We start from the raw sequence: 25,923 nt of genomic DNA, 5'->3' as shown, positions 1-25,923 counted from the left end.
AGAAATGCCTAAGGAAGATTTGATACCCTAATTTTATCTTCGAAAACAATTACAATTCTTCCATAAAACTCAATATCCTTTGACAGAACTTCTTTTAGAATCCTTGTTATGTATTTAACATTTTTCGGTGGAAACCTAAGAAGAATTAATCCGGGAACGCCTAAGCCCTCCACAAATAAGATCCTTCCAAAATCCTTATCAAATGTTATTAAGATCCTGTTTTCTCTGAGGGCTATTTCAGACACTTCCTCATCAGTAATTCCAGGTTTGATATCTGTTATAGACTTGATCGCAAATCCTTCCTCTTGCAGAAGTCTAACGACTTTTAATGGAATATTCTCGTCAGCTAAAAACTTCGACATATTCTTCCCCTTTCAACACCATCGAGGCGTATCTTATCGCTTCGAATATATCTTCCCTCGTTAACTGGGGATAATTCTCAAGGATCTCTTCTATACTCCAGCCGTTACCCAATAAATCCAATATCAAGTAGACGGGAATCCTAGTACCCTTTATTACCGGTTTTCCCCCCAATTTTTTGGGATTGACCTCAATTCTCTCAAAATGCATCATTCTCCCACCCAATTTAGAATTATCAGAGAATTTAATTTAAGGATTTTGGTTATGTCGTACTCCAAAATTTGAGTTTTCCCTCTCCAATGGTCAACCTTTTGCTCCAGAAATTGTCCGCACTGATTAATTCAATGATGTCCTCCTTTCTCAACATTTTATACTCTGCAGAATATAAATTTTCATAAGGTTTTATATTTCACAGAATATATCTTTGAGCCCACATTCACTTTGTATGGCCCCATTATCCAGTAACAGGATTATCCTATTTTTGGATATTTTTGTCTACAAGAAATACAGAATTAACCGCGAGTTTCTTGGCTTTCTCCTTCATTTTGAGATATTCCTTCTTTGAGAGGGGAAAGTTTTTTGCGTTTTCCAGGAGGGCATTGATGAACTCAGCCTGCTGGGCACTCCACACACCGTTGGGTGTCTTTTTGAGCCACTCGACGTACCGTTTTATGAATTTTATTCGTTCCTTCATGTCTCTCTTAGAGTTCAAATCCTTCTACCCCCAGTTGGGTTTTCCAGTACTGGAGCTTTTCATGGCTTATATGATCTCTAAAGAGTTCATATAGAAAAATAGCATCCTCAATATCCTTTTCACTCCCAAGGTACAATTTATAAGCTATCTGAAGCTCTATGGGAGATATAAAAATCCTCCTATCATTAATCATGGTTTCTATTCTCTGTTTTAATGCCTCCAAATGAAATCTATCTTTTGGGAGCTTTATTTCTGCATTGGGAAAGATAGTTCCGACCTCACAGGCTCTAACTGCCTGATTCTCGATCAACATCTCAAAAAGCTCTACGGGGTCATCCGAGTTTATAAACTCAAACCCGCTGTTTAGAAAATCTTCATAAAGCTTCCTGAATTCCTCCAGTGAGAGCGAGGAGATCACAAAATCTATGTCCTCTGTTCCCCTCGAACGGCCAAAAAGAATTGAAACATACCCACTAACTATCACGTACTCCGTGTACTTCTCTATGAGGCTCGACACCTTAAAAACAAATTCATCCAACTTGTTAATTCGTTTATTGGTGAGCGTTATTCTCCTTCCATCAAACACCAGTTCCAAGCCCTCCACCAGAGAGTCTAGTTCTCAGAACCTTAAATATATTGCTGTTCTCTGGAGATTATTCAACTGACTACCCACTCAAAACCTCGTAAACCTTTTTCATGACTATTATGGCGAAAATAACAAGCAAAAGCTCTACCAGGGGTTTTAGGCTTTCTTTCTGTTCTTTACTTAGAAAGAGACTTCCAACTTCAAGGGTTATGAGGAGGCCTATTAGGCTCAGGGTTAAGAATACGTCCACGGTTTTAGTTGCCAATGCAGAGATTAACATCCACGATGAGAGGAAGAGAAGCATGTAGTCCTCTACATCCATTCCCTAACTCCCCCGAGTTTTTTGGCCTTTATCTCAATTCCATAGTCTTTTATTGCAAAGTCTTCACTTTCCACAACCTCACCAGTACCCTTTGCAAGGGCCAAGAGAACTGAGGAACACACGGGACAGGCGACTTGGTTGCAGTCCTCCACGCTCGCCCTGCATATCTCCATGTTCGTTGGCTTTACAACCACCTTAAAGCCTTCTTCACTCTCCTCTATATAGACCCCTCTGGCAAGGTCAAAGGCCCTTAAGACTGAAGAGGCCACACTTTCAACAGATGAAGAACCGCTTCCTTCAAGGGGGCCTTCAAAGTACTCTTCGAACTTTTTTACCAGGTCAACACCGGTGGGCCTTATGAGAAGGCCCATCTGCCTTTCGTTGCTCACGTTGGTTAAAAAGACCGTCTCCTCGTCCATCCTCCCGAGGTCAAGGTCAAAGTCCTCATGGAGGGGAATGAAGGTTCCTCCTTCAGGCATGTTTTCGTAAGGGGGTATGTAAAGGGCATTGCCTTCAAGGCCCAGATCACTCACCATATCCTGGAGCATCTCCACGTAGGGGAGTATAAGGTTATCAAGGGCCTCCCTTTTGACATATTCCTTTGATTTAAACGTGAACACCACGAATCCAAGAAAAAGGCCTGCAAAACCCAGATTAATTTGACTCTGATTAGAATTTATCGCCCCATAGATCAGCAGAAAAGTTCCAATGCTGACTAGAGAAGCGCTTGCTATCTTCTCCGCTCTCATAATTTTACCCCCATTCATTTAAAACCATTAACTTTAAAATGTTTATCATTGTCTTTTGAATTTGAGGAAAATGAAGAGGGTAATTGCTTTAATCATTCTCGCACTTTTGCTCTCAAGCGGCTTTGGATTAGCCTCGGAAAGGCATTTTGAGTATGAAAAGGCCCATGAAAACGATAAAGGAATTTACATCTACTTTAGGATTCTGATCCTTTATTCGGAGATGGCCCTTGATAAGGTAATTGCCGAGAGCAATGAGAGCCTTTACTATGCGAACAACGTTGAAACAAAGCTGAACATAACCCGGGATGAGATAGAGTTCTACAAGTCCTTTGGGATAGAGGCAAAGGTTGAGGACTATCTGCCACCTTTTCTGGAGCTTGGTAAGGGAGTAAAGGAGATTGCCCTTGGGCAAAAGCTCTTTCTGGATAACATCGAGACCGTCAAGGAAATAAGGGACTACTACGCTTACGTTAATGCGAGCATAGGCCTGGAGATGATGGGGAAGGGTATTTCAAGGGCCATCTCGGCCCTTGATGTGATCGACACTTTTGAGTTTGTTGACGAGGATAACAGTACCTTAACTCTCGACACCTCATCTCTTAGGGAGAAACTGGAGAAGATTAAGAAGATGTATTTCGGCTATGAGAAGGTTTTGAGTGCCTATAAAGTTCTAACCCCTGAAGAAGTGCAAGAAATTATCAAAGAAAAAGAAAAAAGCGGAGAATCAATTGATTTTGAAGAATTTCTCAAGGAGAACCGGGTGGTGCTAGTCCCCACATCCCTAACCCTCTATGCCTCAGATCTTAACCCCTTCGTTTATGAGAACGTCACTTTTTACGGGTATGCTCCAGAGTTTGAGAGCGTTTATCTGCATATTGAAAACAAAACAATCGCTTTGAGAGTTAAGAACAACAAATTTTCCTATGTCTATTCATTTGACAGGGTTGGAAGTTATGAGGTCTTCGCAACGGGCGTGAAGAATGGGAGTGTTAAGAGCTCCAACACTCTGGTTTTGAATGTTTTAAAGATCCCGACAAAAATCGTCCTCTCCTCTAAGGGGAGCGCATACATCAACGAGAGCATGAGGGTAAGTGGTGCCCTGCTGGACTATTATGGAAATGCTTTGAGTAGAGAGGAGGTTTTTGTGGAGTTTAACGGCGAGAAGTTTGCCCTCTCCACCCTCGATGATGGAAGCTTTTCCTTTAACGTTACAAGCCATGAAAGCGGGAAAAAGATTTTGAACGTTACATACCTTGGTAACGAGATTTACGCCGGAAGTTCTGCTTCTTTGGGCCTTATGTTCCTAAAGTATCCGGTGAGAATTGATATAAAGGCCAAAAAAGACAGCCTTAAGGTTGGGGAGAAGGTTAAGATAAGCGGAACCATAACAGGGGTTAAGAGGCCGATTCCGATAACAATTTATGTTGACGGTAAGCCTTACACAGAGGTCTATGCGGCAAACGACTTTAATGTGAAAGTTAGTTTCAACAAAACCGGGGAGCATACGATTTATGCCCATTTCCCAGGTAATGACTACTATGAGGAGGCAACCTCAAATCTGATAACGATTAAAGTGGTGACGTTTTCTCTCTTCGACATCATTTTAATTGCCCTCATTGTAGGTTTGCTTTTCGGCATAGGGTTCCTCGGTTACAAGATCTACAGAAGAAGTAGAGAAGGGGTAAGTGATGAGGAATTCTTAACCCTCCTGAAGGCAATGGAAGAAATTGAGAAGGAAGAAGAAGCAGAGAGGGCTAGAAAGTTGAAGTCCCTAAGGGAAATGTACAGAGAGATTTACTACAAGCTCATCAAGCACTACAACCTGAAGCCCAGCATAACCCCCAGAGAGCTCGTGAGGAGGTTAAGGAAGGAGAGCTTTGCCTACCATCTGGAAAAAGCCACAGGGCTCTATGAGAAGCACTTTTATGGGAAGAAGACCCTTAGAAGGCGGGACATTTTGGACTACCTGAGGCATATAGCTGGGTTCATAGTGTCGTTCATAGTGAGGGAGGAGCTATGAAAAGAGCACTTTACGGCATCTTAATGGCATTTGGGATCTTCCTCCTCGTGATGCCCATAACCATACCCGTATTTTACACCAGCGCTGATTTTAGCGTTTTCAATACAAAGTGGAACGGGGCCTCAAACTTCGGAAGGCTTCTCTATGAGGAAGGAAAAATCATGCCCGTGATAACCTCCTACAACTCATTCGACCTTGGTGAGAGAGAGGGAGTTCTCATAATCCTAGGGCCCGATTTGAGTTATTCTTCCCTTGAGATCGAGGAGATCAAGAAGTTTCTGGACAACGGGGGGACTTTGGTTTTAATAGACGACTTTGGAACCGGGAATGATATCCTGAGGGGTCTGAACCTGACGGCCCGGTTTGTCGGAATAGTTCCTATTGACGTTTTCTACTCAAAGAACTACAACTTCCCCGAGCTCGTGAGGATTTTGGATCCGCAGCTGAGCGTCGGCGTTGATAAGCTGGTCCTCAACGTTCCTTCAGCAATAGTGGGCGCTGAGGGGTCAATATATACCAGCAAGGTAACCGTTATGGGAAACAACCAGAGACAGCTCCCGATAATGAGCGAGCTTGAGTATGGAAACGGAAAGATAATCCTGTTCTCAGATCCGAGCGTTTTCATAAACGACATGTTCGAGAAGAACGAGCCCTTCATAAGAAACTTTGTGAGATACATAAAATCAGATATCATCTACATCGATGAGTCCCACCACACTAACTTCAACCCCTATGCAGTTGGAACCGTGGTTATCAAAAGGAGCTTGAATAAGATAATGGCCTTTTACGTGATTCTGGGGGTGGCAGTTTTAGCCATACTCATTGAGAGCGGTTTGGCTTTGGAGGGATTGAGCAGAGTGGGGAATGCTCTACTTAGCAAAATCTTTAAGGAAGAAAAGAAGAGCTTAGATGATGTGGTGGAGGAGTTAAAGAAAGAGGGTTATGATGAAAAGATACTCAGGAAGATAATAAAGGAAATCCAAACCGGTAAAAAGTTGGGTGGTTAAAATGAATGGTAAAGAATTCCTTGAGAAGCTTAAAGCTGAGATGCACAATGCTGTTGTTGGGAAAGACGATGTTATAGAGCTTTTAGCCGTTGCCCTGTTAGCGGAGGGGCATGTTATTTTGGAAGGTGTGCCCGGGGTTGCAAAGACAACAATAGCAAAGAGCTTTGCCCACGCTATTGGATTGGAGTTTTCTAGAATCCAGCTTACGCCCGATTTGCTCCCGGCCGATATCATTGGAACCGTTTACTATGATCAAAGAAACGGGCAGTTCAGGATAAAAAAAGGCCCAATATTTGCCAACGTTGTGCTTGCTGATGAGATTAACAGGGCCCAGCCAAAAACACAATCTGCATTGCTTGAGGCGATGCAGGAGGGCCAGGTGACCATAGAGGGGAGAACCCTTTACCTGCCGAGGCCCTTCCTTGTTATAGCCACCAAGAACCCGCTTGAATTCGAGGGAGTTTACACCTTACCGGAGGCCCAAATCGATAGATTCATGCTCCACATAAACGTCGGCTACCCAGATAAGAATGAAGAGGTAACGATGCTCCTGAGGAAGGATAGGGGAGACTTCAGAGAAATAAGGCAGGTGTTTACCCCAACCCAAATTCTCGCTTTAATAAGCCAGGTTAGAAAGGTCAAAACGAGTGAGGAGGTTCTCCACTACCTATATGAGATAATCGCCAGAACCAGAAGGGACAACAGACTTTTAATTGGGGCATCTCCAAGGGCAGCGGAGCACCTTCTTTATACCGCAAAGGCTTTAGCATTTCTCAGGGGCAGGGATTATGTGATACCAGATGACATAAAGGAGATGGCCGTTAGTGTTCTGTCCCACAGGCTTCTTGTTAGGGCCGAATATGAGCTGGAGGGCGTGAAGAGCGAGGATGTCGTGAGGGAGATTCTCGATGAGGTAGAGGTGCCCGTATGAAAAGAGAGGACCTGCTCTGGACTTTAGCCGGGGTGAGCTTTGCCCACGGGTATTTAGCTTCAAACGTCTTTAGTGCCATCTTCGGTTTAGGTTTGGCCACATACACGTTAAAGAGCAGAAAAGAGTTTAAGCCCGAACTAAAGGTAGATGTGGAGTTTCCAGAGCAGGCTGAGGAGATGAAGAGGGTTAGAGTAACATTGAAAATCAAGAACCTCAAAGGCGATGTGAAGGTCAGGGTGAAGAACATATTTCCCCCTCACATGAGGGTCCTCAACGGTGAAACCTTCATACTCAAACCCGGCGAGGAGAGGTTTGTTGACCTTTTCCTTGTTCCCGAAAAGAAGGGGGAGTATGAAGTCCCTCTAAAGCTTGAACTGAGCGACTTAAAGGAGCTCTACTTCGAGGAGCTTGAGCTCGGGAGGTACAAGCTTGAGGTAATGCCCTCCGTTGAGTCGATACGGGAAGCGGCCAAGGAGGATTACAACGTAAAGCTGAGTGAGGTTTACAAGAAGAGCATTTTCCTCGGGATGGAGAGGCTGGAGCTTGAAGGCCTCAGGGAGTATTTACCGGGAGACGACTTGAGGAGGATAGACTGGAAGGCCAGTTCTCGCTTGGGTGAGCTCATAGTGAGGGTCTTCATGAAGGAATGGGAGGGAGACGTTTATCTAATTTTAGACTCAACAAGGGAGATGAGGAAGGGGATAAAGAGAGCAAAGATAGACTACGCATCAACCTTAACTTTACATCTGGCAACGGTGCTGCTTAAGAAAAACTACAGGGTGGGCCTTATCATCTACACTGATAGAGAGGTTAAGGTTGTGAAGCCATCAAAGGGAAGGGAGCATCTAAACAAGATCAGAGCTGCTGTGAAGTTCAAGCCCGAGAAAGGGCTGATAAGCTTAAAGAGCAGCGTGGCCTTGAAGTTCAGCGAGAAGGGGAGGAAATTCATTGGTAAGATCTTTCCAAGAAAGAGAAAAGGGATTGGTGAGGCTCTGCTCAACATCAAAGAGCCTTCGTATCTGATTATCATAAGTGATTTAATGAGCCACACCTCACTGCTTTACAGGCTTTTGCTTATGCTCAAGAAGAAGCACAAATCCGTGATACTGTCTCCAAACCCGATACTCTTCTATGGTGAAGACCTCAACGAGGAGACGCTCAAGTTCCTCTATGAGAAGTATCTGGAGAGGGAGAAAACTGTTAGGAAGTTTAACGCGGTTGCCCCGACCATTGATCTGGGCCCAAGTGATTATCTGAGGGAGATTGTGAGGGAGCTGAGGTGATTTACCTAAAGGATAAATTCCCCCGGTGTTAGGATTTTAAACCTGTGCATTCCAAGTTTGAACTCTTTATTTTCATCCCTTAAGTTCACAATGTGCTTTATGTTGCCGCTGATTAAATAATCTGCCTTTGCCTCATAAACGACATTAAAAAACTTATTATCGTCTGGATCAGGAGAAACATTAAAGTGGATCTTTGGATTCACCAATATTGAAAGGGCGGAAAAACTGACCAGCAGGTCCAATGCTTTTGATGCGTCACCTATATACTTCAGCACTCTTTCTGAGAGCAATTTAAATCCAAGCTCTTCCAAAATCTCTTGGGAAGTATATGAGATCACACTTCCATCCATAATCATGTCAATGATCTTTCCCGGTTTTCCTTTTGGGTTAATTGCAGCCGAGATTATCACGTTTGTATCAATCACAACTTTCGGCTCCATTCTTTCCACTCCTTATCAACTTCTCTTAATACCTGTTCAATCTCTTCCTCTGAAACCTCCTTGGATTCCTTTTTGTGTTCTTCCCATATCTTTTTAGCTTCTTTACGAGTTATCTTCCTTGTAAGGGCTATTCTCACAAGAGCCTCTCTGATCGCATACCTCATGAACTCACTCCTGTTTGAGAATTCTCCCTCTTCCACAAGCTGGTCGATGCTTTTTACCAATGCCTCCGGAAGTCTCACCGTTAGTCTAACATCATGAACAGTTTTCACATTTATCACCCTGTCATACTATAGTCAGACAAAGTATAAAAGCATTTTGGTCAGTTAACAAGTGAAAATTCTCAGACCGGAGGAATTCCTTCAAGAGCCTGAACTCCGATTTTAGCATCCCGGGGAAAACTCTCAAATACTTCAAACTCGATTATCATAATCATGAATGAACAATTTGTTAACCGCTAGGATGAACTTGAGGCATTGAGAAAAGCATACGCAAGCAGCAGGAAAGAGTTGATAATCATCTATGGGCGCAGGAGGATTGGAAAAACCACGCTGGTTCGCAAGTCAGTGGAGAACGTGAACCACATCTATCTCTTTGCCGAAGAGACCCTTGAGGAGGAGAACCTGAAAACCTTTAGATCTCTCGTGGCAAAAGCCGACCTATCATGGGAGAGCTTCGGGGCTCCAAAACTTTTAAATAGTTGAAACACGAGTATTATACTCATGAGTAGACAAAAGTTCATAGACAGGAAACGCGAACTGGAGTTCCTTGAGAGGGCATACTCCAGCAATAGGGCCGAGTTCCTCGTGATCTACGGCAGGAGGAGAATAGGCAAGACAGAGTTGCTCCTCCACTTCGCGAGGGACAAACCACACGTCTACTTTCTGGCAACGGAAAAGCCCTACAGGGACAACCTGAGGGAACTCCAAGGGCTTTTGGCAGAATTCCTCGGGGACAGGCTCTTTGGAAAGATTGCCTTCGAGGATGTAGACGAGCTCCTCATGGCCTTTGCCGAAAGAATAGGCGATGAGAGGGTAATCCTGATAATTGACGAGTTCCCCCTGCTGGTTGAGCACCACCACCCGGTTCTCTCGCTCCTTCAGAAGGCGTGGGATTTGAAGCTTTCCGGGACAAAGATAATGCTCATCCTCTGCGGTTCGAGCGTCTCTGCAATGGAAAACGAGGTTTTGGCCTACAAAAGCCCCCTCTACGGAAGGAGAACTGGACAGTGGCGTTTGACCGAGATTCCCTTCTTCCACATAGGGGAGTTTCTGCCCGGCTACACCGCCGAGGAGCTCGTCAAGGTTTGGGGCATCACCGGGGGAATCCCGGCTTATCTGCTTCAGTTCAGCCCGGAGAAGAGCTTTAACGAGAACGTGGTCGAGAGGGTTCTCTCCAAGGGAGCGTTTCTCTACGAGGAGGCGGAGTTTCTGCTCAGGGAAGAGCTACGCGAACCGGCAAACTACTTCGCCATACTGCAGGCGATAGCGAGCGGGAGGAGCAGGTTCGGGGAGATAGTGAACGCTACCGGCCTTGACAAGAGCCTCGTGTCGAAGTACCTGTCAGTCCTCCAGAGGCTTGAAATAGTTAAGCGCGAGGTCCCGGTAACTGCGACACTGAAGGAGGCGGGCAAGAGAGGTTTGTATTCCATAGTCGACAATTACTTCGCCTTCTGGTTCCGCTACGTGCTCCCGAACAAGAGCCACCTTGAAGCGGGACTGGCAGAGGAAGTCTGGGGGCGCTCGATGGATGACTTCAACACCTATATGGGTCCGGTCTTTGAGGGGCTTGTGAAAAGGCCTGAGGTATTCTTCGCGCTCACGGGCTTCCACTTCACGAAGCTCGGCAGGTGGTGGAGGAAGGGGGAGGAGATTGATTTGGTGGCTTTGAATGAAAGGGAGAAGAAGGCATTATTCATTGAGGTCAAGTGGAAAGATTTAAGCAAAAGGGAAGCCAGAGGAATTTTAAGAGATTTGAAACACAAGAGCGAGCATGTTGGGCTGGAGACCTGGGAAAAGTATTACGGGTTGATAGCGAAAAACATCAAAGGTAAGGGAGTTATAAAAAGTGAAGGATGGCTTATGTGGGATCTAGAGGACTTTGAGGGGTGTTTAAAGGACAACTTTCAGTCTTGTCGGGCATAAAAAGATAAAGCAAGAACCTCAGCGAAAATGGAATCCTAAAAAAGACATTATGAAGAGCTAGCAAAAGTTAAAATATATCATAATGTAAATCACAAAGTGAGGGATGAATATGGAAGAGTCATGGATAGTTAGTGAATTAGAAAAGATAGCACTCTTTAATCCCGAGCGGGTATTAAAAGTTCTAAAAAAGGACAAAGAGTTATTTTGGGAAATTGTGATCAGTGCTTATCTTGATACTAACATCAGCCTTAGCAAAGCTGCAGAACTCTTAGGAGTTACCCGAGACGAGTTAATTGAGGAATTTAGGAAAAGAGGGATTCCAGTAAGGAAACTCAGCAGGGAAGATGCAATGGTAGATCTGGAGGTTCTAAATTGTTTGTAATAGACAACACAGTGCTTTCAAACTTTGCCAAAGTCGGAAAAATTCATCTTCTTAATTTGAGAGTCTCAGGGACAATAGGAGTTCTTGGTCTGGGAGTTAAAAAAGGTATTCTGACAATAAATGAGGCAAACGAAATACTGAGAGAAATGATTAAAAAAGGCTTTTATTCTCCGGTGGATGATCTAAAAGAGATTATAAAACAATATTAACAAAAATAACGAGAGTATAGGAGGAACAAAAGATGATCTGGGGAATAATAGCGTTCATCAGCGGGTTGGTGTTGAGGAGTAAAGCTATCGTTTTGATACCGGTGATTTATTTCCTGGCGAGGAAGAACAAGGACTTGGGACTTATTGCCTACTTCTTCTATGCGGTTGCGCTAATGGGGGATGTTTTTGTTAAGGACATTATTTCATTTGAGGCTTTGAAGGTTATTTTTCTCGGGGCCTTTCCGGCCCTTATGGTCTTGAGGGAGGTTTTGATTGGAGTCGAGTTTAAAGAGAGTTATAAGCTGGAAAGATCAAGGCTGGAATTTTTCCTGGATGTTAAGGCGTTTTTGTTTGTTTTGATTGTTGTGGGTTTGATGGTTGCTGTGAAAATTAAGTATGAGTACCTTTATACTACCGAGAACCAGGTGGCTGTTGCCGCGGGCCTTGCGCTATTGTTTTTGCTTTTGACCCTCAGGGAGGATGTTAAGAGGGTTGGGATGTTTGAAAGGAAGAGTTAGGCTAAATGGATTCCCTGTTTGAACCATTATCTTTGCCCAATAATTTTATGTTGTACTTTTTTTATTGGGGAGGTTTTGATGATTGGCAATATTATCCAATACGTGTGTCCAGAAACCATATACTTGCGTAACATTATGTCCATGGTGATGTAACAATTTCTCAATGAGCACCAATACAGATTGAGCATTTTGAGCATCTTTAACTCCAGTTCTTAGTCAGAACCGAACGTTCATTCGAGGAAAATTTAAAAAGAATAAGTGAATAAAAAAGTTTTTGATATGTAAGTCAATAGTAGCATTTTAACTATGTATTGGAAAAATTATCCAAGTTGTGTAATAACTCCAAGAAATTGCAAAAATTGCACCGGTGATTTCGATGAAGAATAACACCCTCATAATAATCCCGGCCTATAATGAAGAGCTGACGATCGGTTCTGTTGTCACCTTAGCTAAGAAGTTTGGTGATGTTCTGGTTGTTGATGATGGGCCTTTTGATAAGACCTCTCAAGGTCCTTTCTTCTCACCCAGATCAAAAACTTGGAGGTTCGTAAATGAATGAAAGAAAATATTTCGTGCATCCAACAGCAGTTGTGGAAGATAATACCACCATTGGTGAAGGCACGCGTATCTGGCACTTTGCTCACGTAAGGAGAGGAGCAAAGATAGGGAAGAACTGCAATATTGGAAAAGATGTTTACATTGATGTTGATGTTGAAATAGGCAACAATGTGAAAATTCAAAACGGGGTAAGTATTTATCACGGTGTTAAGGTTGAAGATGATGTTTTTCTCGGCCCGCATATGACCTTCACCAATGATCTATACCCAAGAGCATTTAACCAAGATTGGGAGCTTGTCCCTACACTTGTGAAAAAAGGTGCTTCTATTGGGGCTCATGCCACAATAGTGTGTGGAGTAACGATTGGTGAATACGCAATGGTCGGTGCTGGGGCCGTTGTTACCAAGGATGTTCCACCATTTGGGCTAGCTTATGGTAATCCCGCAAGGTTGAAAGGGTTCGTTTGCTACTGTGGGAGAAAGCTTGAAGAAAAAGTGAGCGAAGATGAAAATTATGTCATCTTTAAATGCTCTCACTGTGGAAGTGAGATTAGAGTCAAACAGGAGCATTATAAAAGATATTTAAAGGAAAATAAGCTTTGAGGTGTCCTCCATGATACCAATAGCCAAACCTCTAATCGGAGAAGAGGAAATCAACGCTGTTGTTAGTGTCCTCAAAAGTGGAATGCTCGCTCACGGAAAAGAAGTTGAAGCCTTTGAAAAAGAATTTGCTCACTACTTGGGAGCAAAACATGGAATAGCAGTTGCCAACGGAACGGCTGCTCTTGATGTAGCTTTAAAAGCCCTTAAAATAGGTCCCGGCGATGAAGTTATAACCACCTCATTTACGTTCATTGCATCGGCTAATTCAATACTCTTCCAGGGAGCAATGCCAGTTTTTGCTGATATCGATCCAAAAACCTTCAACTTAGATCCGGATGAAGTCCTTGAGAAGATAACAGACAAGACCAAAGCCATAGTAGTTGTTCACCTCTACGGTCAGCCTGCAGATATGAAATCATTTAGAGAGATTGCTGATGATTACAATCTCTATTTAATCGAGGACTGTGCTCAAGCTCATGGCGCTGAGTTTGAAAGCCAAAAAGTTGGGACTTTTGGAGACATTGCCGCATTCAGCTTTTACCCGACCAAGAACATGACCACTGGAGAAGGGGGGATGGTGGTAACTAACGACGATGAATTGGCCAGAAGAGTAGATTTAATAAGAAACCATGGCCAGATTAAGAAGTATTTGCACGAAGAACTTGGCTACAACTTAAGGATGACCAACATTGCTGCGGCCATTGGCAGAGGACAACTTAAAAAACTCGATGAATGGAACTCTAGGAGAATTGAAAATGCTAAACTTTTGACTGAGGGAATAGAAAAAATTAAGGGATTGATTCCGCCCTATGTTGATTCTAGAGTTAAACATGTTTTCCATCAGTATGTAATCAGAGTTGAAGAAGAATTTCCATTGAGTAGAGATGAATTGGCCCAAGAACTTAGAGAAAAAGATATTGGAACAGGAATTCACTACCCCATGCCCGTTCATCACCAACCACTGTATCAAAAGCTTGGTTATCCAAGAGATATCTGTCCAAACGCTATTGAAGCTTCAAAGCGTGTTCTAAGCTTACCAGTGCATTCTGCTGTTAGTAGAGAGGATATTGAGTATATAATTCAAACTCTTGAGGAGCTTTCCTCTTAAGATGGGTGATCGCAATGCTTCGAGTTGGTGTTATTGGCGTTGGAAACATGGGGTATCATCATGCGAGAGTTTATTCTGAACTAGCAAGAGAAGGGAAAGTTAAACTCGTGGGAGTTGCTGATGCAAACTTTGAGCGCGCAAGAGAAGTAGCAAAGCAGTTCAATACTAAGCCCTTTGCCGATTATAGAGAGCTTGCTAAAGAGGAGTTGGATGCAGTAAGCATTGCAGTTCCTACTTCTCTTCACAAGCAGGTTGCTTTAGAGTTCATTGAAAACGGCGTTAGCGTTTTGGTGGAAAAACCCATAGCCGAGAGTATTGAGAATGCTCAAGAGATTATTAAGGCTGCAGAAGAGAATAAAGTCACTTTGATGGTTGGACACATTGAAAGGTTTAATCCTAGTGTTTTAAAGCTGAAAGAGAGCATCCAGGAAGGGCTTTTAGGGGAGGTAGTTTCAATTAGTGCCAAAAGAGTAGGCCCAATGGCAATTAGAATTAGGGATGTTGGGATCATCATTGATTTGGGAGTTCATGACATTGATGTCATCAGTTTTCTATTTGATGACAGAGTGAGGAAAGTGTATGCTCGAGCTGGAAGTGTAAAGCACCCTGCTGGGGTTGAGGATCATGCATTAATAATGCTTGGTTTCTCTAATGGAAAGAGCGGAATTGTTGAAACCAATTGGTTAACCCCACACAAAACAAGAACATTAACAGCTGTTGGGACTGAGGGAATAGCATATCTCGATTATATCAAACAGAGACTTGTAATATACAACGATGAATGGGAAAGAGAAGCGAAGGTAAATAGGAGAGAGCCATTGAGAAATGAGATTGAACATTTCATTGATTGTGTTACTAATGATAACACACCATTAATCCCTGGAGAAGACGGATTGCACACACTAAAAGTTGCAATTAAAGCCTTAGAGAGTGCAAAAAAAGATGAGATTGTGGAGGTTGATTGATATGAAACTTCTCGGTCTGAATAGAGAGGAGGTTAAGCGAGTCTTTAAAGAGGGTAAAGTTACGATTGCTGTTTATGGTCTTGGTAAGATGGGCCTTCCCTTAGCTGCTGTTTTCGCTGACCACGGTGCTAATGTGATTGGAGTGGATATTAACAACAATGTTGTTGAGGCAATAAATAATGGCACTAATCACATTAATGAAGAACCTGGCTTATCAGAGCTGGTGGAGAAAAATGTGAAAGCCGGGCGATTAAAAGCCACCACCGATGGTGTTTGGGCAGCTAAGCAGGCGGATGTCATGATTATTTTAGTCCCAACGTTAACTGATGATAGGGGGAACTTAAAGCTTGATCCGGTTTATGATGTGGCAAAGAAAATTTCAAAAGGCCTAGAAAAGGGAGACATTGTAATTACAGAGGCGACAATGCCCCCCGGAACAACTGAAAGTTTAATTCCAATTCTTGAGGAGAGTGGCCTTAAACTTGGCGAGTTTGGCTTAGCCCACGCTCCAGAGAGAACGATGACTGGCACGGCAATTAGAGACATCACCGGCCAGTATCCCAAAATAGTTGGGGCAAGTGATGAGAAAACCCTAGAGGCAGTTATTGGCATCTATGAAACCATTAACAAGAAGGGCGTAATTCCAATGAGCTCGATTAAGGCTGCTGAGGCTGTAAAAGTCTTTGAGGGAGTTTACAGGGATGTAAACATTGCTTTAGCCAATGAGTTAGCATTGTGGTGCGAGGAGCATAGTTTAGACGCTTTAGAGGTTTTTAGAGCGGCGAATACGCAGCCTTACTGCCACCTGCACATGCCGGGAGCTGGAGTTGGCGGCCACTGCATTCCCGTATATCCATGGTTCGTCATAAATCTTGCGAAAAAGACGAACCCACGCCTGATCAAGACTGCCCGTGAAATAAACGACTCGATGCCCCACCATATTGTTGAGCTTACGATAAAGGCGCTTAATGAAATTGGTAAGCCGCTGAAGGGAAGCAACATTCTCGTTCTGGGCTTAACCTTTAGAGGGGGTGTTAAGGAGTTCATGAAAGCCGCGGCAAAACCAATCATAGAGGAGCTCAAAGAGTGGGGAGCAAAAGTTTATGCTTATGATCCATTATGCACTCCAAAGGATGCTGAACGCTTTGGTGCCGAGTGGAAAGGGGATTTCAAGGACGTGGATGCGATAATTATCACCACAGACCACAGAGAGTTCAAGGCGCTCGATCTAGGAAAAATAGCAAAACAAGTGAGAAACAAAGTAATAATCGATGGGAGAAATGTCTTAAATGTTGAAAAAGCCAAAGAGCTTGGTTTTATCTATCTAAGAGTCGGAAAGGGCTAGCCTTCCTTGGGTTTCATTTACCTTAAATCCAATGGGGGAAATAAAATGTATAAAGAACACAAAATCGGTGTAGTGGTCCCAGCTTACAATGAGGAGGCGCTTATTGGAGAAACCTTAGCAAACATTCCTGATTATGTTGATAGAATCTATGTAGTGGACGATGGTTCTAAAGATAAGACTTCTGAAATAGTGGAAGAGTTCATGAAAAGAGATTCTAGAATAACATTGATTAAACATGAAACTAATCAAGGTGTTGGAAAATCAATAATTGATGGATACAAAGAAGCTCTTAAGGGGGATATCGATATTGTAGCAGTTATGGCAGGCGACAATCAGATGGATCCCACTTATCTACCTAATTTATTGGATCCAATTGTTGAAGGAAAGGCCAATTACACAAAGGGGAACCGCCTTCTGGGTCCAGAGTACGTCAGAAACATGCCGAAATTTAGGTATATTGGAAATATGATATTGACGTTTCTAACTAAGATAGCTTCCGGATATTGGCATTTAATGGATCCCCAAAATGGATACACTGCTATATCCAAGAATGCCCTAGAGAAGATTAATCTAGACTCAGTTTATCATTGGTATGGTTATCCTAATGATCTTCTTGTCAAGCTGAATGTCTATGGCTTTAGGGTTTTGGATGTTCCAATTCCAGCAAAGTATGGGAACGAGAGATCAAAGATTAAGTATACGAAGTACGTGATTAATGTATCCTGGTTGCTCTTGAAAGATTTCTTCTGGAGGTTAAAGGAGAAGTATCTATTTTATAATTTCCATCCACTAGTGTTTTTTTATGTATTTGGAATACTCTTCCTTTTAGCTGGTGCAGGAGGTGTGCTATTTACGTTCTATCAGAAGTTTATACTCCACCATAATGTATTTTTCTTCATGATGACACTTTCTTTAGTGGTCTTCGGAATTGGTCTGACAATGTTCTTGTTCGCGATGCTATTTGATATGGAGGAGGAGAGGAGAAACTATCAAAACCAAATGGGGGGAGAACATGAAAATATTCATTGACGTTGGGCATCCTGCACATGTTCACCTCTACAGAAATTTCATTAAAATACTCTCCAAGAAAGATGTCGAATTCCTCGTGACTGCAAGGAATAAGGATGTAACAATATCCCTACTTCAGGCGTACAACATCCCTTTTGTCCCAGTTGGAAATCCCAGCAAAGGCCAAATTGAAGTTTTCAAGGAATGGATTCTAAGAGATATCAAAGTCTACAAAATAGCGAGAGAATTTGATCCTACATATCTGATGGGATTGTTAAATCCTACGATAGCACATTCAGCGTTTCTCTTAAGAAAATCCTCAATAATCTTTAACGACTCTGAACCCGAGGCGATTAAGTTCCCAATCGCAGATTGGATAACAACACCCTTTGTAAACACTGTGATAGTTCCCGAGTCGATTAGACACTCCTATGGGGCCAAAGAGGTAAGAGTTTCCAGCTACAAAGAGTTAGCATACCTGCATCCAAACCATTTTAAGCCAGATTTTAAGATTCTATCTAACGCTGGGATTTCCAGGGGTGAGGAGTTCGTATTAATTCGTTTTGTTGCTTGGAAGGCTTATCATGATATCAGTGAAGGGGGATTTTCGCTGGAACAGAAACTCAAACTCGTTAAAGAACTAAGCCAATACGCCACGGTGTTTGTTTCATCAGAGTTACCTTTACCCAAGGAGCTAGAAAAATACCGGCTCCCGATACCCCCTCAGCACATACATCACTTTCTGTATTATGCAAGCCTCTTAGTCTGCGACTCTCAGACTATGACTACCGAAGCAGGGGTACTCGGGACACCAGCAATAAGAAGCAACTCATTTGTTGGATCCAGAGACATGGGAAACTTCATAGAGCTTGAAAGGGAATATGGGCTTATCTACAACATCCGTGAGCCTGAAAAAGTTATCAAAAAGGCTCTGGAGCTAATCGGACAACCAAATCTCAAAAAAATCTGGGAAAAGAAGAGGAAGAAGTTACTAAATGATAAGATTGATTTAACCTCGTTTATGGTCTGGTTCGTAGAGAATTATCCAGATAGCCTCAAAGAATTCAAAGAAAACCCCGAGATACAATACCGCTTTAGGTGATATATATGAAAGTGGCCACAATCGTTGGTGCTCGTCCGCAGTTCATCAAAATGGCACCGGTTTCGAGAGAGTTAAGGAAACACTTTGACGAGATTGTGATTCATACTGGCCAGCATTATGATTATGAGATGAACAAAATCTTCTTTGAACAGCTGAACATTCCAGAGCCAGACTATTATCTTGGCGTCGGCTCTGGAAGCCATGGCTACCAAACAGGGGGGATGCTACAGGGAATCGAAGAAGTTCTAATTAAAGAGAGACCAGACCTAGTGTTAGTTTATGGGGACACAAACTCGACTCTCGCAGGTGCCTTGGCCTCTGTGAAGCTCCACATTAGAATTGCCCATGTTGAAGCTGGCTTAAGAAGCTTTGATAAAAGGATGCCCGAGGAGATCAATAGAGTTTTGACTGATCACATTAGTGATTACCTATTTGCCCCAACGGAAACCGCCGTAAAGAACCTTCACAAGGAGGGAATTAAAGACGGAGTTTATCTAACTGGAGACGTAATGTATGATGCTCTGCTCTACAACATAAAAATCGCAAGGGAAAAATCGAGAATTCTCGATGAATTGGGGCTAAGATCCAAGGAATACATGCTAGCTACAGTTCACAGGGCAGAGAACACCGACAATCAGAAGAACCTAGAGAGTATCATTGACGCGTTTATTGAGAGCAACGAATTAATAGTTTTCCCAGCCCATCCACGGACTCGGAAGTACCTGAAAACTTACGGGCTGATGGAAAAAATTGAAAAAGCCACAAATATCCTTCTAATCCCTCCAGTTGGTTACTTAGATATGCTCGTCATAGAAGAAAACGCCAGAAAAATCCTGACGGACTCTGGTGGTGTTCAAAAAGAGGCTTACTTCCTCAAAGTACCATGCATCACGTTGAGAGAGAGAACTGAATGGGTTGAGACCGTAGAGGATGGATGGAACATTTTAGTGGGGGCCAACAAAAGCGAGATACGAAGAGCAATAAAAGAATTTGAACCAAGTGGGGAAACGTATAGTTACAAATTTGGAGACGGAAAGGCCAGCATGAAAATTGCCAGAATACTCTCAGAGCAACTTGACAGGTGAAGTTTAATGGATCACTTAATATTACACTCCTTAAAAAAATTGCACCTATGGATAAAGCAAAACGGGCTTGAGAGCTGGGATCCATATGATGGTATAAACAATCCAAAAATATCATCATTAAGACCCCTATATCCATATCTTCATATAGCCCTGATTCAACTACATAAGCATTCTCCCATTAATCTGAGACCACTATTAAACATCAAAAAGGGTATTGATACTAAAGGCATAGCACTACTTCTTCAAGCGTATTCATTGTTATACTTAACCACAAGGAGTAAAGAATATAGAGATACGGCACATAATCTCTTTAAGCTATTGTTAGAAAATTCCTTATTTAACAAATATGGGTATCATTGTTGGGCTTCCCATTACTACCCATACGTGACTATCGGAAGCGAGTTATCTCCAAGTATTCCAGACATAATCGGGACTGTTAACGCAATAAAAGGGTTAGTCATGTATTATAGAATAAACCCCATGTCAAAAATTAAAGAGATAGTTCAAAGTTCCTGCAAATTTTTAGAGAGTCTTGTGGAAGAGAAGGAACAATATACATATTTTCTTTACACACCTCGTTCCTCGGGGAAGATAGTTCCCAACGCATCTGCGGAAGCGTTAGAAGCCATATACTATGCATCTCAGATTACAAACTGTCAATTTGAAAACGAAAAGGTCATAGAGAGAACAGTATCAACACTAATTAAATTGCAGCATCCTCAGGGAAGCTGGGTATACTCAATATCCCTAGCTACTGGAAAAATCCGTCACCAGTTGGACTTTCACCAAGGATATATGATAGACGGGCTAATATCAGGATACAAACTAGTCAGAAGCCTAGAACTAAAATCCCTAATAGCTGATTCTATACTCCGAGGAGTAGCATTTTACCGAAAGATGTTCACCAAAGACGGTGTGGCATACTATAGATACCCAAGTAGATATCCTGTGGACATCCACAACCAGGCACAGGGTATAATAACATTCACAAAACTTGGAAAGTTTTTAGATGATAACTCCTATCTGGAATTCGCTGAAAAAATAGCTCACTGGACTATTGCCAACATGCAAGACATCTCAGGTTATTTTTACTTTAGAAAATTAGGCCCAATAACATATAAAATACCCTACATGAGATGGTCACAGGCATGGATGATGTTGGCTCTCTCAACTTATATAACTATAACATCTCAGAAGAGGGGATTTCAATGAAAGTTCTCATGATGGGACCATTAGATAAGGCAGGAGGCGTTGCAACTCATACTAGAGAACTCACGAATGCCCTCGATAAAGTTGGGATTAGTGTGGAAGTGTACAGCTGGAACGCCAAGCGAGGAAGTCCTAAGATCATATCTTACCTAGTTAAATTCCATAAGAAGACTCTTGGTGTTGCAATCAAGTTGATAAAAGATTCTAAGAATTTTGATATTGTTCATATACAGTCATCTGGTCCCATAGGAGGATTTTTACCTGCCTTGATAGCTGCTTCACTCAAGAGAGTATTAGGTTTCAAGTTAGTAGTAACATTTCACTACTCGAACACTCCCTCTTTCGTTAAAAGGTATGGCTCGCTTCTACGCTTTGTGATTAAGAATTCTAATAGATTTATTGTGGTTTCATCAAAACAAAAAAAGGCTATTCTAGACATTGCTAAAGAATTCAAAAAAAGAATCGTCGTAATCCCCAACGGATATAACCCCAGAAGGATATATGAGATACCAAAAGACAATGCGCGTAAAAAGCTCGGGCTAAATCATAATGACAAAGTTATAGTTAATGTAGCCCTGCTTTTGGAAAAGAAGGGTCAAAAGTATTTAATTGACGCTATGAACATATTGGTTAACTCATACAAACAAGAGGATATTAAATGCTTTATAATTGGAGAAGGTCCACTCAAATCTGAACTCCAAAAGCGGATAAATGATTATCAGCTTCAGAATCATGTTAAGCTTCTTGGCTTTGTTCCTGATGAAGAACTAGTCTTGTGGCTAAATGCCGCTAATCTATTTGTATTGTCGAGTTTAACTGAGAGTTTTGGAGTAGTAGTCCTTGAAGCTTTAGCTGTTAGTACTCCTGTAGTGGCTACTGTAAATGGTGGTAGTGAAGAGATAATAACCTCAGAAGACTACGGTCTACTCTGCCCATCAAGAGATCCCAAGTGCTTGGCCGAAAAAATTTTAATCGCCCTTAACAAGGAGTGGAACAGAGAGAAGATAAGAAATTACGTGGAGAACTTCACATGGGAAAACATTGCAAAAAAAACTAGTGAGGTGTACCTCGAATGCATAAACGAAGAATTATAATAATATCCTTCCTTTTTTACCTAATAGCAATAGATTATGCAGTTTTGTATCACTATCAAAATCAAACTCACTTCCAGAGATATCCAAATTCATTTGCAGCTGCTGTTGAATTTTATGAAAAGGATTACTTTCCAAAAGAGTACCTTTCACTTTCGTCTCTTTTTATGGAAAAACCATCTGTAAGTAACTTGCCTAGGAGTATTGCGAGTGTTGGGGATCTTATATACTATTTTCCAGCATTAGCGACTATGATCTCTATTTTGTCTACTATATCGGGACTCAGCATTAGAGAAACAATATTAATTCCACTAGGATCATTTCTATTACCTCTAGTTTTACTTGTTACAATAAAAAACTTCATAATGAAAAATGAGCCAATACTATATACTCTACTTTATATCTATTTCATAACATATTTGATGAATCACAAAGCGTTCAAAGCTGCGTATATGGCAGCATATACTTATATACTATTTTTCATATTCCTTCTACTTGTTCACAAGTATATCCTTGATGATAGGTCTCCTTCCAAAATTTTAACTTTATTAATCCTTCTGTTATTGTCGTTCCCGTTATGGTGGCATTCGATGACAATGATAGTACTTTTTTTAATAATAGGGACATTTATTGTTACGCTTCTTTTATATCCTATACACAATACGCCCCCAATTGTAATTAAAACAAGAAATCTCCTTCTAGTATCTATAGTATTGACTTTAACGTTTTCAAAGATATTCAGTACTTCAAATTATCTAACAGAGTTTATTAACAGATTTTCTGCAGAATACCTAAGTAATCTGTACCTCTCGAGAATCAATGGAAAAACTCCTAGTCCAGTAATATTTTCATACACCTCTACAACTTTAGGAAAGATATATTTTTATTCTCACATGCTTTTGCATGTAATAAACGTTATCCTAATTATTATTAGTATAATGTTTGCAATAAAACACATACATACACAAAGACTAGATTCTAAAAGTGCTTTCCATATTTCCATGGTTGGAGGTGCAATTATTGCACAAGCAATATTTTCCTCTGCATATTCGCTAACTGCACTCGGACTTTGGTATGTTCCACTAGTGTTCCCATTAGTATCAATTTCATTGGTATCATCATGTACAATACCAAAAAAGCAAAAACAAGCCATAGTAAGTGCTCTTTTCATCCTTATAACATTATCTACATTGCTAATAGTCACCGCCCATGAGTCATATGAATTAGGGGCCCTCTCATTAACCAGATTCAATGACATCAATCCCAGCTACGAGTGGATCCTTAATTATGTCCCTCCAAACACTCAATTTTACACAGACTTTAACCTATTTGGGAAATATCTCCAATGGGAAGGGGAATATAAGATACTTCCACTGGAATTACGAAGATTCACCCCAAAGAACTATGAACTAGTCATAAATGGAAAACTAAAAACAAACTTAATAATCGATTGCAAGACTATGACACGAGGATTGCCAATACATTCATATGGCGGACGTTATTTATTAAAACCCGAATTAGAAGTAATAAGTGCAAATAGTAACCTGAATAGGGTGTACCAAGACGGTTCGATCTGTGTTTTTTTAGAGATACCGTCTTAACATATACTCTTTACGGCATCTATTGATAGTATAACCATTGCTGTCCAATTAGTTACTACCGTAGCAAGGGCCGCCCCAGTATACGACATCCACCCTATCAGAAGGTAGTTCAAAACTACGTTGAGCAGCGCAGTGCCCCCGATAATCTTGGTGTAAGTTTTCTCCTTCCCAATACCGTTCAGCAGGGATCCGTATAGTGAGTTTAGAAACATAGCAGGGACAACCCACGCCAGTATCCTTAAAACGGCGATTGAGTTATAGAAATCCTTACCAAAGAATACCCTAATCAAAAATGGTGCACTCACATAAATCCCAAGAGCACCCGCAACCCCTACTGCAAGCAACAGTTGGAATGCCCTCTTAAATAATACTCTCAAGGTACTTTTATCCTCCACCCAGAGTCTTGATATTGACGGCATTGTTGTATTAACAACAACCCATGGAACCAACATCGCTGCCTGAATAAAGAAATATCCCGCTTTATACCATCCAACGACTTCATCGGGCTTCATAAGACCAAGCATTATAATATCCGTGTTGAAATAAATGAATGAAAATAGGTAAATAAACCAGAAAACATGTGACTTGCTCAGTATTTCTCTCCACTTCCCAAGATCAAACTGGGGCTTAGGCGACACGTATCTGGAGCCAAAGTATATCCTAAGAAAGTTCAACAAAAATAGATCCACTGTAAGAACAACAAAGAAAGCAAAGAGGCTCTTTGTAATCAAAAGAACTGCCCCGCCAAGGAGAAACGTCATTGTCCTCTCTGTGACCAGAGAGTAAGTCTCATATTTGGTAACTTCGTGGGCAAATATTGCACTTGTAAATAGCAGGCCTATGGTGTTCAGAACCGCACCCAAACCGTACAGGATTATCGAGGTCTTAACTACAGGATCTTTATTTAGATTAAAAGCAAGAAAGACTATCAGGAACCAGTCAAGAACCGCTAGAACCAACTTAAAGCCCAGTGCATAGGACACGAGGCTCTTCTTGCTTTTGTCCCTCGCCAGTTCACGCATTATATAATAATTAATACCAAAATCCGAGAGATAGGATACAAACCCAGTAAAGGAGATAACAAAGGAGTACTGGCCGAGACCCACGTCCCCTAGTGTCCTACTGATTAGAAGGATTATCAGATACGAGATCATTTTATGTAGGGTTTGACCTGCTAAAAGCCAGCTTGCATTGACCATGAGCCTCTTCTTTAAACTCATTTACTCCCCCAAATATACGGATAATTAAAAATTAAAAATGTTACCATGATTTAACATTTTACACACATACCATAATAAAAGCAGTTCTGGGATAATCTTCGCAGATCTTATTACATCCTTATACCCAGATACCCACTTTACCCCCCAAGATCAAGAAAGACCTCAAACATCCTAGACTAATACCCGTTGAAATAGCTCATGATAGAAGATTACAAAACGCTCCTCAGGAGAGATAGGATGAAGAACTTGGGATATTTTTAGACGTTTTACCCTATAATCAACGCCGTGAAATCAAATCCCTAACTTACAAGGAATCTTCTCCCTGTAAAACACAAACTCCCTCTGCAGTGCGTTTTAAAAGCCGAGAGTAGCTATAATGATGGCAATACTTAAGATGTCAATGCTAAATTAAACACTCCATACTTGGAAGTTGAAAAATACCTCGCAATTGTCACCCTGGTCAAAAACCCAAAAAATATTCTAATTAATAAGTTCTTTCAAGTTCTAAGAATAAAGCACTCTACCGTGTCTCTCCAGTAATTCAATTTAAAGCGTTCATTTACATCCCTAACTGTTTTTTATAAGGTTTCTTCTTGTGTTTTCTAGTGGCTAACCTTTTCCAGCACTTTAATGGCTTTTTCAACATAAACTGAAGCATTTAACCTTACAACAGACCCGTGAAACTTCTTCATCTTTTCCTCCAAATCCCTAAACTCCTTAGGAATGTAAAGGCGTCCTCCCATGTAAAACTTATGAAGAATATCCTCCACGAGCTTGTCGATTGAGTTTAACTCCTCAACGGCCTCTTCCAACCCTTCGATAATACTCCTTTTTTTCTCTATTTCCTTTTCCAGTTGGGCCTTGTACCTCTCTAACTTTTTGATTTCTCTCTTCAGCCTCCTCAATTCTCTTTTCCTCTCTTCTAAATCCACGTAAATGCCCATATTCCTACTTATATCTCTTATTTGCGAAAATGACAGTCCCAGTTCTTTTGATATTTCCCTGTATGACTTGCCCTCCTCTAACATCTTCACTGCTTTCTTATATTTCTCCTTGTGTACTCTCATAGGCATCACCCCAATACATCTATATTATTTTCCCTAAACAGCCCATTTCAACTCTAAAAGTAAGTATGGCGCTATTTAAAGGTTTCTCTTACGTTTTTAATACATTTGACCATCTTAATGTCTTTGCGTCATGTTGCGAGCGTTTGCATATCTCAGTACCTTCTGTTCTCCTTTAAAATCCTCGCATCCACATCTCCATAATCACGACATGCTTGATACATCTTATGATACATCTGCGCTACACCTACATTACTCCCCATCAACACCTCCTTAACCGTTTTTCTCAGTGTGACAAAAACCTCGGCGTTATCTAAGAC

General features: G+C 41.5%; 30 protein-coding genes. 20 read left to right on the top strand and 10 right to left on the bottom strand.

The window, feature by feature from the left end:
• Positions 1–8 precede the first annotated feature (8 nt).
• The 6 genes from K1720_RS03165 to K1720_RS03140 all read right to left on the bottom strand — a co-directional run bounded on the left by K1720_RS03165 (position 9) and on the right by K1720_RS03140 (position 2,711).
• Positions 9–362 (bottom strand): DUF5615 family PIN-like protein, encoded by a 354-nt coding sequence (locus tag K1720_RS03165; RefSeq protein WP_251949863.1) that lies wholly within the window; start codon positions 360–362, stop codon positions 9–11.
• Complete coding sequence (locus tag K1720_RS03160; protein WP_251949853.1) at positions 343–573, bottom strand: DUF433 domain-containing protein; 231 nt, start codon at positions 571–573, stop codon at positions 343–345. The genes K1720_RS03165 and K1720_RS03160 overlap by 20 nt, the downstream gene beginning before the upstream one ends.
• Positions 574–835: 262 nt before the next feature.
• Positions 836–1,072 carry a DUF8150 family protein gene (locus tag K1720_RS03155; RefSeq protein ID WP_251949851.1) on the bottom strand — a complete coding sequence of 79 codons (237 nt, stop codon included), beginning with the start codon at positions 1,070–1,072 and terminating at the stop codon, positions 836–838.
• Positions 1,062–1,658, bottom strand: coding sequence for a hypothetical protein (locus K1720_RS03150; protein WP_251949849.1), 597 nt, complete (start codon positions 1,656–1,658; stop codon positions 1,062–1,064). Before K1720_RS03150 ends, K1720_RS03155 begins: the two co-directional genes overlap by 11 nt.
• A gap of 61 nt (positions 1,659–1,719) precedes the next feature.
• A complete protein-coding gene (locus K1720_RS03145) occupies positions 1,720–1,962 on the bottom strand; it encodes a DUF8044 family membrane protein (RefSeq protein WP_251949847.1) in 243 nt (80 codons plus the stop codon).
• Complete coding sequence (locus tag K1720_RS03140; RefSeq protein WP_251949845.1) at positions 1,953–2,711, bottom strand: DUF7982 domain-containing protein; 759 nt, start codon at positions 2,709–2,711, stop codon at positions 1,953–1,955. Before K1720_RS03140 ends, K1720_RS03145 begins: the two co-directional genes overlap by 10 nt.
• A 70-nt stretch (positions 2,712–2,781) precedes the next feature.
• Between K1720_RS03140 and K1720_RS03135 the strand changes: the two genes are divergently transcribed.
• The 4 genes from K1720_RS03135 to K1720_RS03120 are packed head-to-tail and all read left to right on the top strand — an operon-like array spanning position 2,782 to position 7,952.
• Positions 2,782–4,731, top strand: coding sequence for a hypothetical protein (locus K1720_RS03135; protein WP_251949843.1), 1,950 nt, complete (start codon positions 2,782–2,784; stop codon positions 4,729–4,731).
• Positions 4,728–5,738 (top strand): DUF4350 domain-containing protein, encoded by a 1,011-nt coding sequence (locus K1720_RS03130; protein WP_251949841.1) that lies wholly within the window; start codon positions 4,728–4,730, stop codon positions 5,736–5,738. Before K1720_RS03135 ends, K1720_RS03130 begins: the two co-directional genes overlap by 4 nt.
• Position 5,739: 1 nt before the next feature.
• The gene (locus K1720_RS03125) at positions 5,740–6,669 is read left to right on the top strand and encodes an AAA family ATPase (RefSeq protein WP_251949839.1); all 930 of its coding nucleotides are present in this window, start codon (positions 5,740–5,742) and stop codon (positions 6,667–6,669) included.
• On the top strand, positions 6,666–7,952 hold the full coding sequence (locus tag K1720_RS03120) for a DUF58 domain-containing protein (protein WP_251949837.1): 1,287 nt from the start codon (positions 6,666–6,668) through the stop codon (positions 7,950–7,952). Before K1720_RS03125 ends, K1720_RS03120 begins: the two co-directional genes overlap by 4 nt.
• Before the next feature lie 5 nt (positions 7,953–7,957).
• Here the strand turns inward: K1720_RS03120 and K1720_RS03115 are convergent, their stop codons facing one another.
• Both K1720_RS03115 and K1720_RS03110 read right to left on the bottom strand, forming a co-directional pair.
• Positions 7,958–8,392 (bottom strand): putative toxin-antitoxin system toxin component, PIN family, encoded by a 435-nt coding sequence (locus K1720_RS03115; protein ID WP_251949835.1) that lies wholly within the window; start codon positions 8,390–8,392, stop codon positions 7,958–7,960.
• Entirely contained in the window at positions 8,374–8,673 is a 300-nt protein-coding gene (locus tag K1720_RS03110) for a ribbon-helix-helix domain-containing protein (RefSeq protein WP_251949833.1), read from the bottom strand. The genes K1720_RS03115 and K1720_RS03110 overlap by 19 nt, the downstream gene beginning before the upstream one ends.
• A 195-nt stretch (positions 8,674–8,868) precedes the next feature.
• Here K1720_RS03110 and K1720_RS03105 point away from each other — a divergent pair, with 195 nt between their 5' ends.
• From K1720_RS03105 to K1720_RS03030, 16 genes are all read left to right on the top strand, one after another.
• Positions 8,869–9,096, top strand: coding sequence for an ATP-binding protein (locus K1720_RS03105; RefSeq protein WP_251949831.1), 228 nt, complete (start codon positions 8,869–8,871; stop codon positions 9,094–9,096).
• A gap of 18 nt (positions 9,097–9,114) precedes the next feature.
• On the top strand, positions 9,115–10,536 hold the full coding sequence (locus tag K1720_RS03100) for an ATP-binding protein (RefSeq protein ID WP_251949829.1): 1,422 nt from the start codon (positions 9,115–9,117) through the stop codon (positions 10,534–10,536).
• 109 nt (positions 10,537–10,645) lie between these two features.
• A complete protein-coding gene (locus K1720_RS03095; RefSeq protein WP_251949826.1) occupies positions 10,646–10,918 on the top strand; it encodes a UPF0175 family protein in 273 nt (90 codons plus the stop codon).
• A complete protein-coding gene (locus K1720_RS03090) occupies positions 10,909–11,127 on the top strand; it encodes a PIN domain-containing protein (RefSeq protein WP_251949824.1) in 219 nt (72 codons plus the stop codon). Before K1720_RS03095 ends, K1720_RS03090 begins: the two co-directional genes overlap by 10 nt.
• A 32-nt stretch (positions 11,128–11,159) precedes the next feature.
• Positions 11,160–11,645 (top strand): hypothetical protein, encoded by a 486-nt coding sequence (locus K1720_RS03085; protein WP_251949822.1) that lies wholly within the window; start codon positions 11,160–11,162, stop codon positions 11,643–11,645.
• A 376-nt stretch (positions 11,646–12,021) separates the two neighbouring features.
• Positions 12,022–12,204, top strand: a complete 183-nt coding sequence (locus K1720_RS03080) for a glycosyltransferase family protein (protein WP_251949820.1) — start codon at positions 12,022–12,024, stop codon at positions 12,202–12,204.
• Positions 12,197–12,805: an acyltransferase gene (locus K1720_RS03075; RefSeq protein ID WP_251949818.1), complete on the top strand. Its 609-nt coding sequence runs from the start codon at positions 12,197–12,199 to the stop codon at positions 12,803–12,805. The genes K1720_RS03080 and K1720_RS03075 overlap by 8 nt, the downstream gene beginning before the upstream one ends.
• Before the next feature lie 10 nt (positions 12,806–12,815).
• On the top strand, positions 12,816–13,913 hold the full coding sequence (locus tag K1720_RS03070; protein WP_251949817.1) for a DegT/DnrJ/EryC1/StrS family aminotransferase: 1,098 nt from the start codon (positions 12,816–12,818) through the stop codon (positions 13,911–13,913).
• A 14-nt stretch (positions 13,914–13,927) separates the two neighbouring features.
• Positions 13,928–14,878, top strand: coding sequence for a UDP-N-acetylglucosamine 3-dehydrogenase (locus K1720_RS03065; protein ID WP_251949815.1), 951 nt, complete (start codon positions 13,928–13,930; stop codon positions 14,876–14,878).
• 1 nt (position 14,879) lies between these two features.
• Positions 14,880–16,223, top strand: coding sequence for a nucleotide sugar dehydrogenase (locus tag K1720_RS03060; protein WP_251949813.1), 1,344 nt, complete (start codon positions 14,880–14,882; stop codon positions 16,221–16,223).
• Between the two features lie 45 nt (positions 16,224–16,268).
• The gene (locus tag K1720_RS03055; RefSeq protein WP_251949811.1) at positions 16,269–17,252 is read left to right on the top strand and encodes a glycosyltransferase family 2 protein; all 984 of its coding nucleotides are present in this window, start codon (positions 16,269–16,271) and stop codon (positions 17,250–17,252) included.
• On the top strand, positions 17,236–18,333 hold the full coding sequence (locus K1720_RS03050; protein WP_251949809.1) for a DUF354 domain-containing protein: 1,098 nt from the start codon (positions 17,236–17,238) through the stop codon (positions 18,331–18,333). The genes K1720_RS03055 and K1720_RS03050 overlap by 17 nt, the downstream gene beginning before the upstream one ends.
• A 5-nt stretch (positions 18,334–18,338) precedes the next feature.
• On the top strand, positions 18,339–19,418 hold the full coding sequence (gene wecB / locus K1720_RS03045) for a non-hydrolyzing UDP-N-acetylglucosamine 2-epimerase (protein ID WP_251949807.1): 1,080 nt from the start codon (positions 18,339–18,341) through the stop codon (positions 19,416–19,418).
• 6 nt (positions 19,419–19,424) lie between these two features.
• Positions 19,425–20,630, top strand: a complete 1,206-nt coding sequence (locus K1720_RS03040) for a prenyltransferase/squalene oxidase repeat-containing protein (protein WP_251949805.1) — start codon at positions 19,425–19,427, stop codon at positions 20,628–20,630.
• The gene (locus K1720_RS03035) at positions 20,627–21,721 is read left to right on the top strand and encodes a glycosyltransferase family 4 protein (RefSeq protein ID WP_251949804.1); all 1,095 of its coding nucleotides are present in this window, start codon (positions 20,627–20,629) and stop codon (positions 21,719–21,721) included. The genes K1720_RS03040 and K1720_RS03035 overlap by 4 nt, the downstream gene beginning before the upstream one ends.
• Positions 21,700–23,319, top strand: coding sequence for a hypothetical protein (locus K1720_RS03030; RefSeq protein WP_251949802.1), 1,620 nt, complete (start codon positions 21,700–21,702; stop codon positions 23,317–23,319). The genes K1720_RS03035 and K1720_RS03030 overlap by 22 nt, the downstream gene beginning before the upstream one ends.
• On the opposite strand, the gene K1720_RS03025 is transcribed toward K1720_RS03030, so the two are convergent.
• Both K1720_RS03025 and K1720_RS03015 read right to left on the bottom strand, forming a co-directional pair.
• Positions 23,316–24,539, bottom strand: a complete 1,224-nt coding sequence (locus tag K1720_RS03025; protein ID WP_251949800.1) for a flippase — start codon at positions 24,537–24,539, stop codon at positions 23,316–23,318. The two genes, K1720_RS03030 and K1720_RS03025, sit on opposite strands and share 4 nt — an antisense overlap.
• 602 nt (positions 24,540–25,141) lie before the next feature.
• Complete coding sequence (locus K1720_RS03015) at positions 25,142–25,606, bottom strand: helix-turn-helix domain-containing protein (RefSeq protein WP_251949798.1); 465 nt, start codon at positions 25,604–25,606, stop codon at positions 25,142–25,144.
• Positions 25,607–25,923 lie beyond the last annotated feature (317 nt).

The organism is Thermococcus argininiproducens (genome assembly GCF_023746595.1).
GTDB lineage: Archaea > Methanobacteriota_B > Thermococci > Thermococcales > Thermococcaceae > Thermococcus_A > Thermococcus_A argininiproducens.
The sequence above is the reverse complement of the archived record's forward strand: the minus strand, read 5'-3'. Positions and strand labels throughout refer to the sequence as shown.

Bases quoted from the DNA above. Each gene is read 5' to 3' on its own strand.
- K1720_RS03130 (WP_251949841.1), top strand. From the start codon at position 4,728: ATGAAAAGAGCACTTTACGGCATCTTAATGGCATTTGGGATCTTCCTC.
- K1720_RS03165 (WP_251949863.1), bottom strand. From the start codon at position 362: ATGTCGAAGTTTTTAGCTGACGAGAATATTCCATTAAAAGTCGTTAGA.
- K1720_RS03135 (WP_251949843.1), top strand. From the start codon at position 2,782: ATGAAGAGGGTAATTGCTTTAATCATTCTCGCACTTTTGCTCTCAAGC.
- K1720_RS03100 (WP_251949829.1), top strand. From the start codon at position 9,115: ATGAGTAGACAAAAGTTCATAGACAGGAAACGCGAACTGGAGTTCCTT.
- K1720_RS03145 (WP_251949847.1), bottom strand. From the start codon at position 1,962: ATGGATGTAGAGGACTACATGCTTCTCTTCCTCTCATCGTGGATGTTA.
- K1720_RS03055 (WP_251949811.1), top strand. From the start codon at position 16,269: ATGTATAAAGAACACAAAATCGGTGTAGTGGTCCCAGCTTACAATGAG.
- K1720_RS03125 (WP_251949839.1), top strand. From the start codon at position 5,740: ATGAATGGTAAAGAATTCCTTGAGAAGCTTAAAGCTGAGATGCACAAT.
- K1720_RS03070 (WP_251949817.1), top strand. From the start codon at position 12,816: ATGATACCAATAGCCAAACCTCTAATCGGAGAAGAGGAAATCAACGCT.
- K1720_RS03160 (WP_251949853.1), bottom strand. From the start codon at position 573: ATGATGCATTTTGAGAGAATTGAGGTCAATCCCAAAAAATTGGGGGGA.
- K1720_RS03085 (WP_251949822.1), top strand. From the start codon at position 11,160: ATGATCTGGGGAATAATAGCGTTCATCAGCGGGTTGGTGTTGAGGAGT.
- K1720_RS03140 (WP_251949845.1), bottom strand. From the start codon at position 2,711: ATGAGAGCGGAGAAGATAGCAAGCGCTTCTCTAGTCAGCATTGGAACT.
- wecB (WP_251949807.1), top strand. From the start codon at position 18,339: ATGAAAGTGGCCACAATCGTTGGTGCTCGTCCGCAGTTCATCAAAATG.
- K1720_RS03035 (WP_251949804.1), top strand. From the start codon at position 20,627: ATGAAAGTTCTCATGATGGGACCATTAGATAAGGCAGGAGGCGTTGCA.
- K1720_RS03015 (WP_251949798.1), bottom strand. From the start codon at position 25,606: ATGAGAGTACACAAGGAGAAATATAAGAAAGCAGTGAAGATGTTAGAG.
- K1720_RS03065 (WP_251949815.1), top strand. From the start codon at position 13,928: ATGCTTCGAGTTGGTGTTATTGGCGTTGGAAACATGGGGTATCATCAT.
- K1720_RS03030 (WP_251949802.1), top strand. From the start codon at position 21,700: ATGCATAAACGAAGAATTATAATAATATCCTTCCTTTTTTACCTAATA.
- K1720_RS03025 (WP_251949800.1), bottom strand. From the start codon at position 24,539: ATGAGTTTAAAGAAGAGGCTCATGGTCAATGCAAGCTGGCTTTTAGCA.
- K1720_RS03115 (WP_251949835.1), bottom strand. From the start codon at position 8,392: ATGGAGCCGAAAGTTGTGATTGATACAAACGTGATAATCTCGGCTGCA.
- K1720_RS03060 (WP_251949813.1), top strand. From the start codon at position 14,880: ATGAAACTTCTCGGTCTGAATAGAGAGGAGGTTAAGCGAGTCTTTAAA.
- K1720_RS03040 (WP_251949805.1), top strand. From the start codon at position 19,425: ATGGATCACTTAATATTACACTCCTTAAAAAAATTGCACCTATGGATA.
- K1720_RS03080 (WP_251949820.1), top strand. From the start codon at position 12,022: ATGAAGAATAACACCCTCATAATAATCCCGGCCTATAATGAAGAGCTG.
- K1720_RS03120 (WP_251949837.1), top strand. From the start codon at position 6,666: ATGAAAAGAGAGGACCTGCTCTGGACTTTAGCCGGGGTGAGCTTTGCC.
- K1720_RS03050 (WP_251949809.1), top strand. From the start codon at position 17,236: ATGAAAATATTCATTGACGTTGGGCATCCTGCACATGTTCACCTCTAC.
- K1720_RS03075 (WP_251949818.1), top strand. From the start codon at position 12,197: ATGAATGAAAGAAAATATTTCGTGCATCCAACAGCAGTTGTGGAAGAT.
- K1720_RS03095 (WP_251949826.1), top strand. From the start codon at position 10,646: ATGGAAGAGTCATGGATAGTTAGTGAATTAGAAAAGATAGCACTCTTT.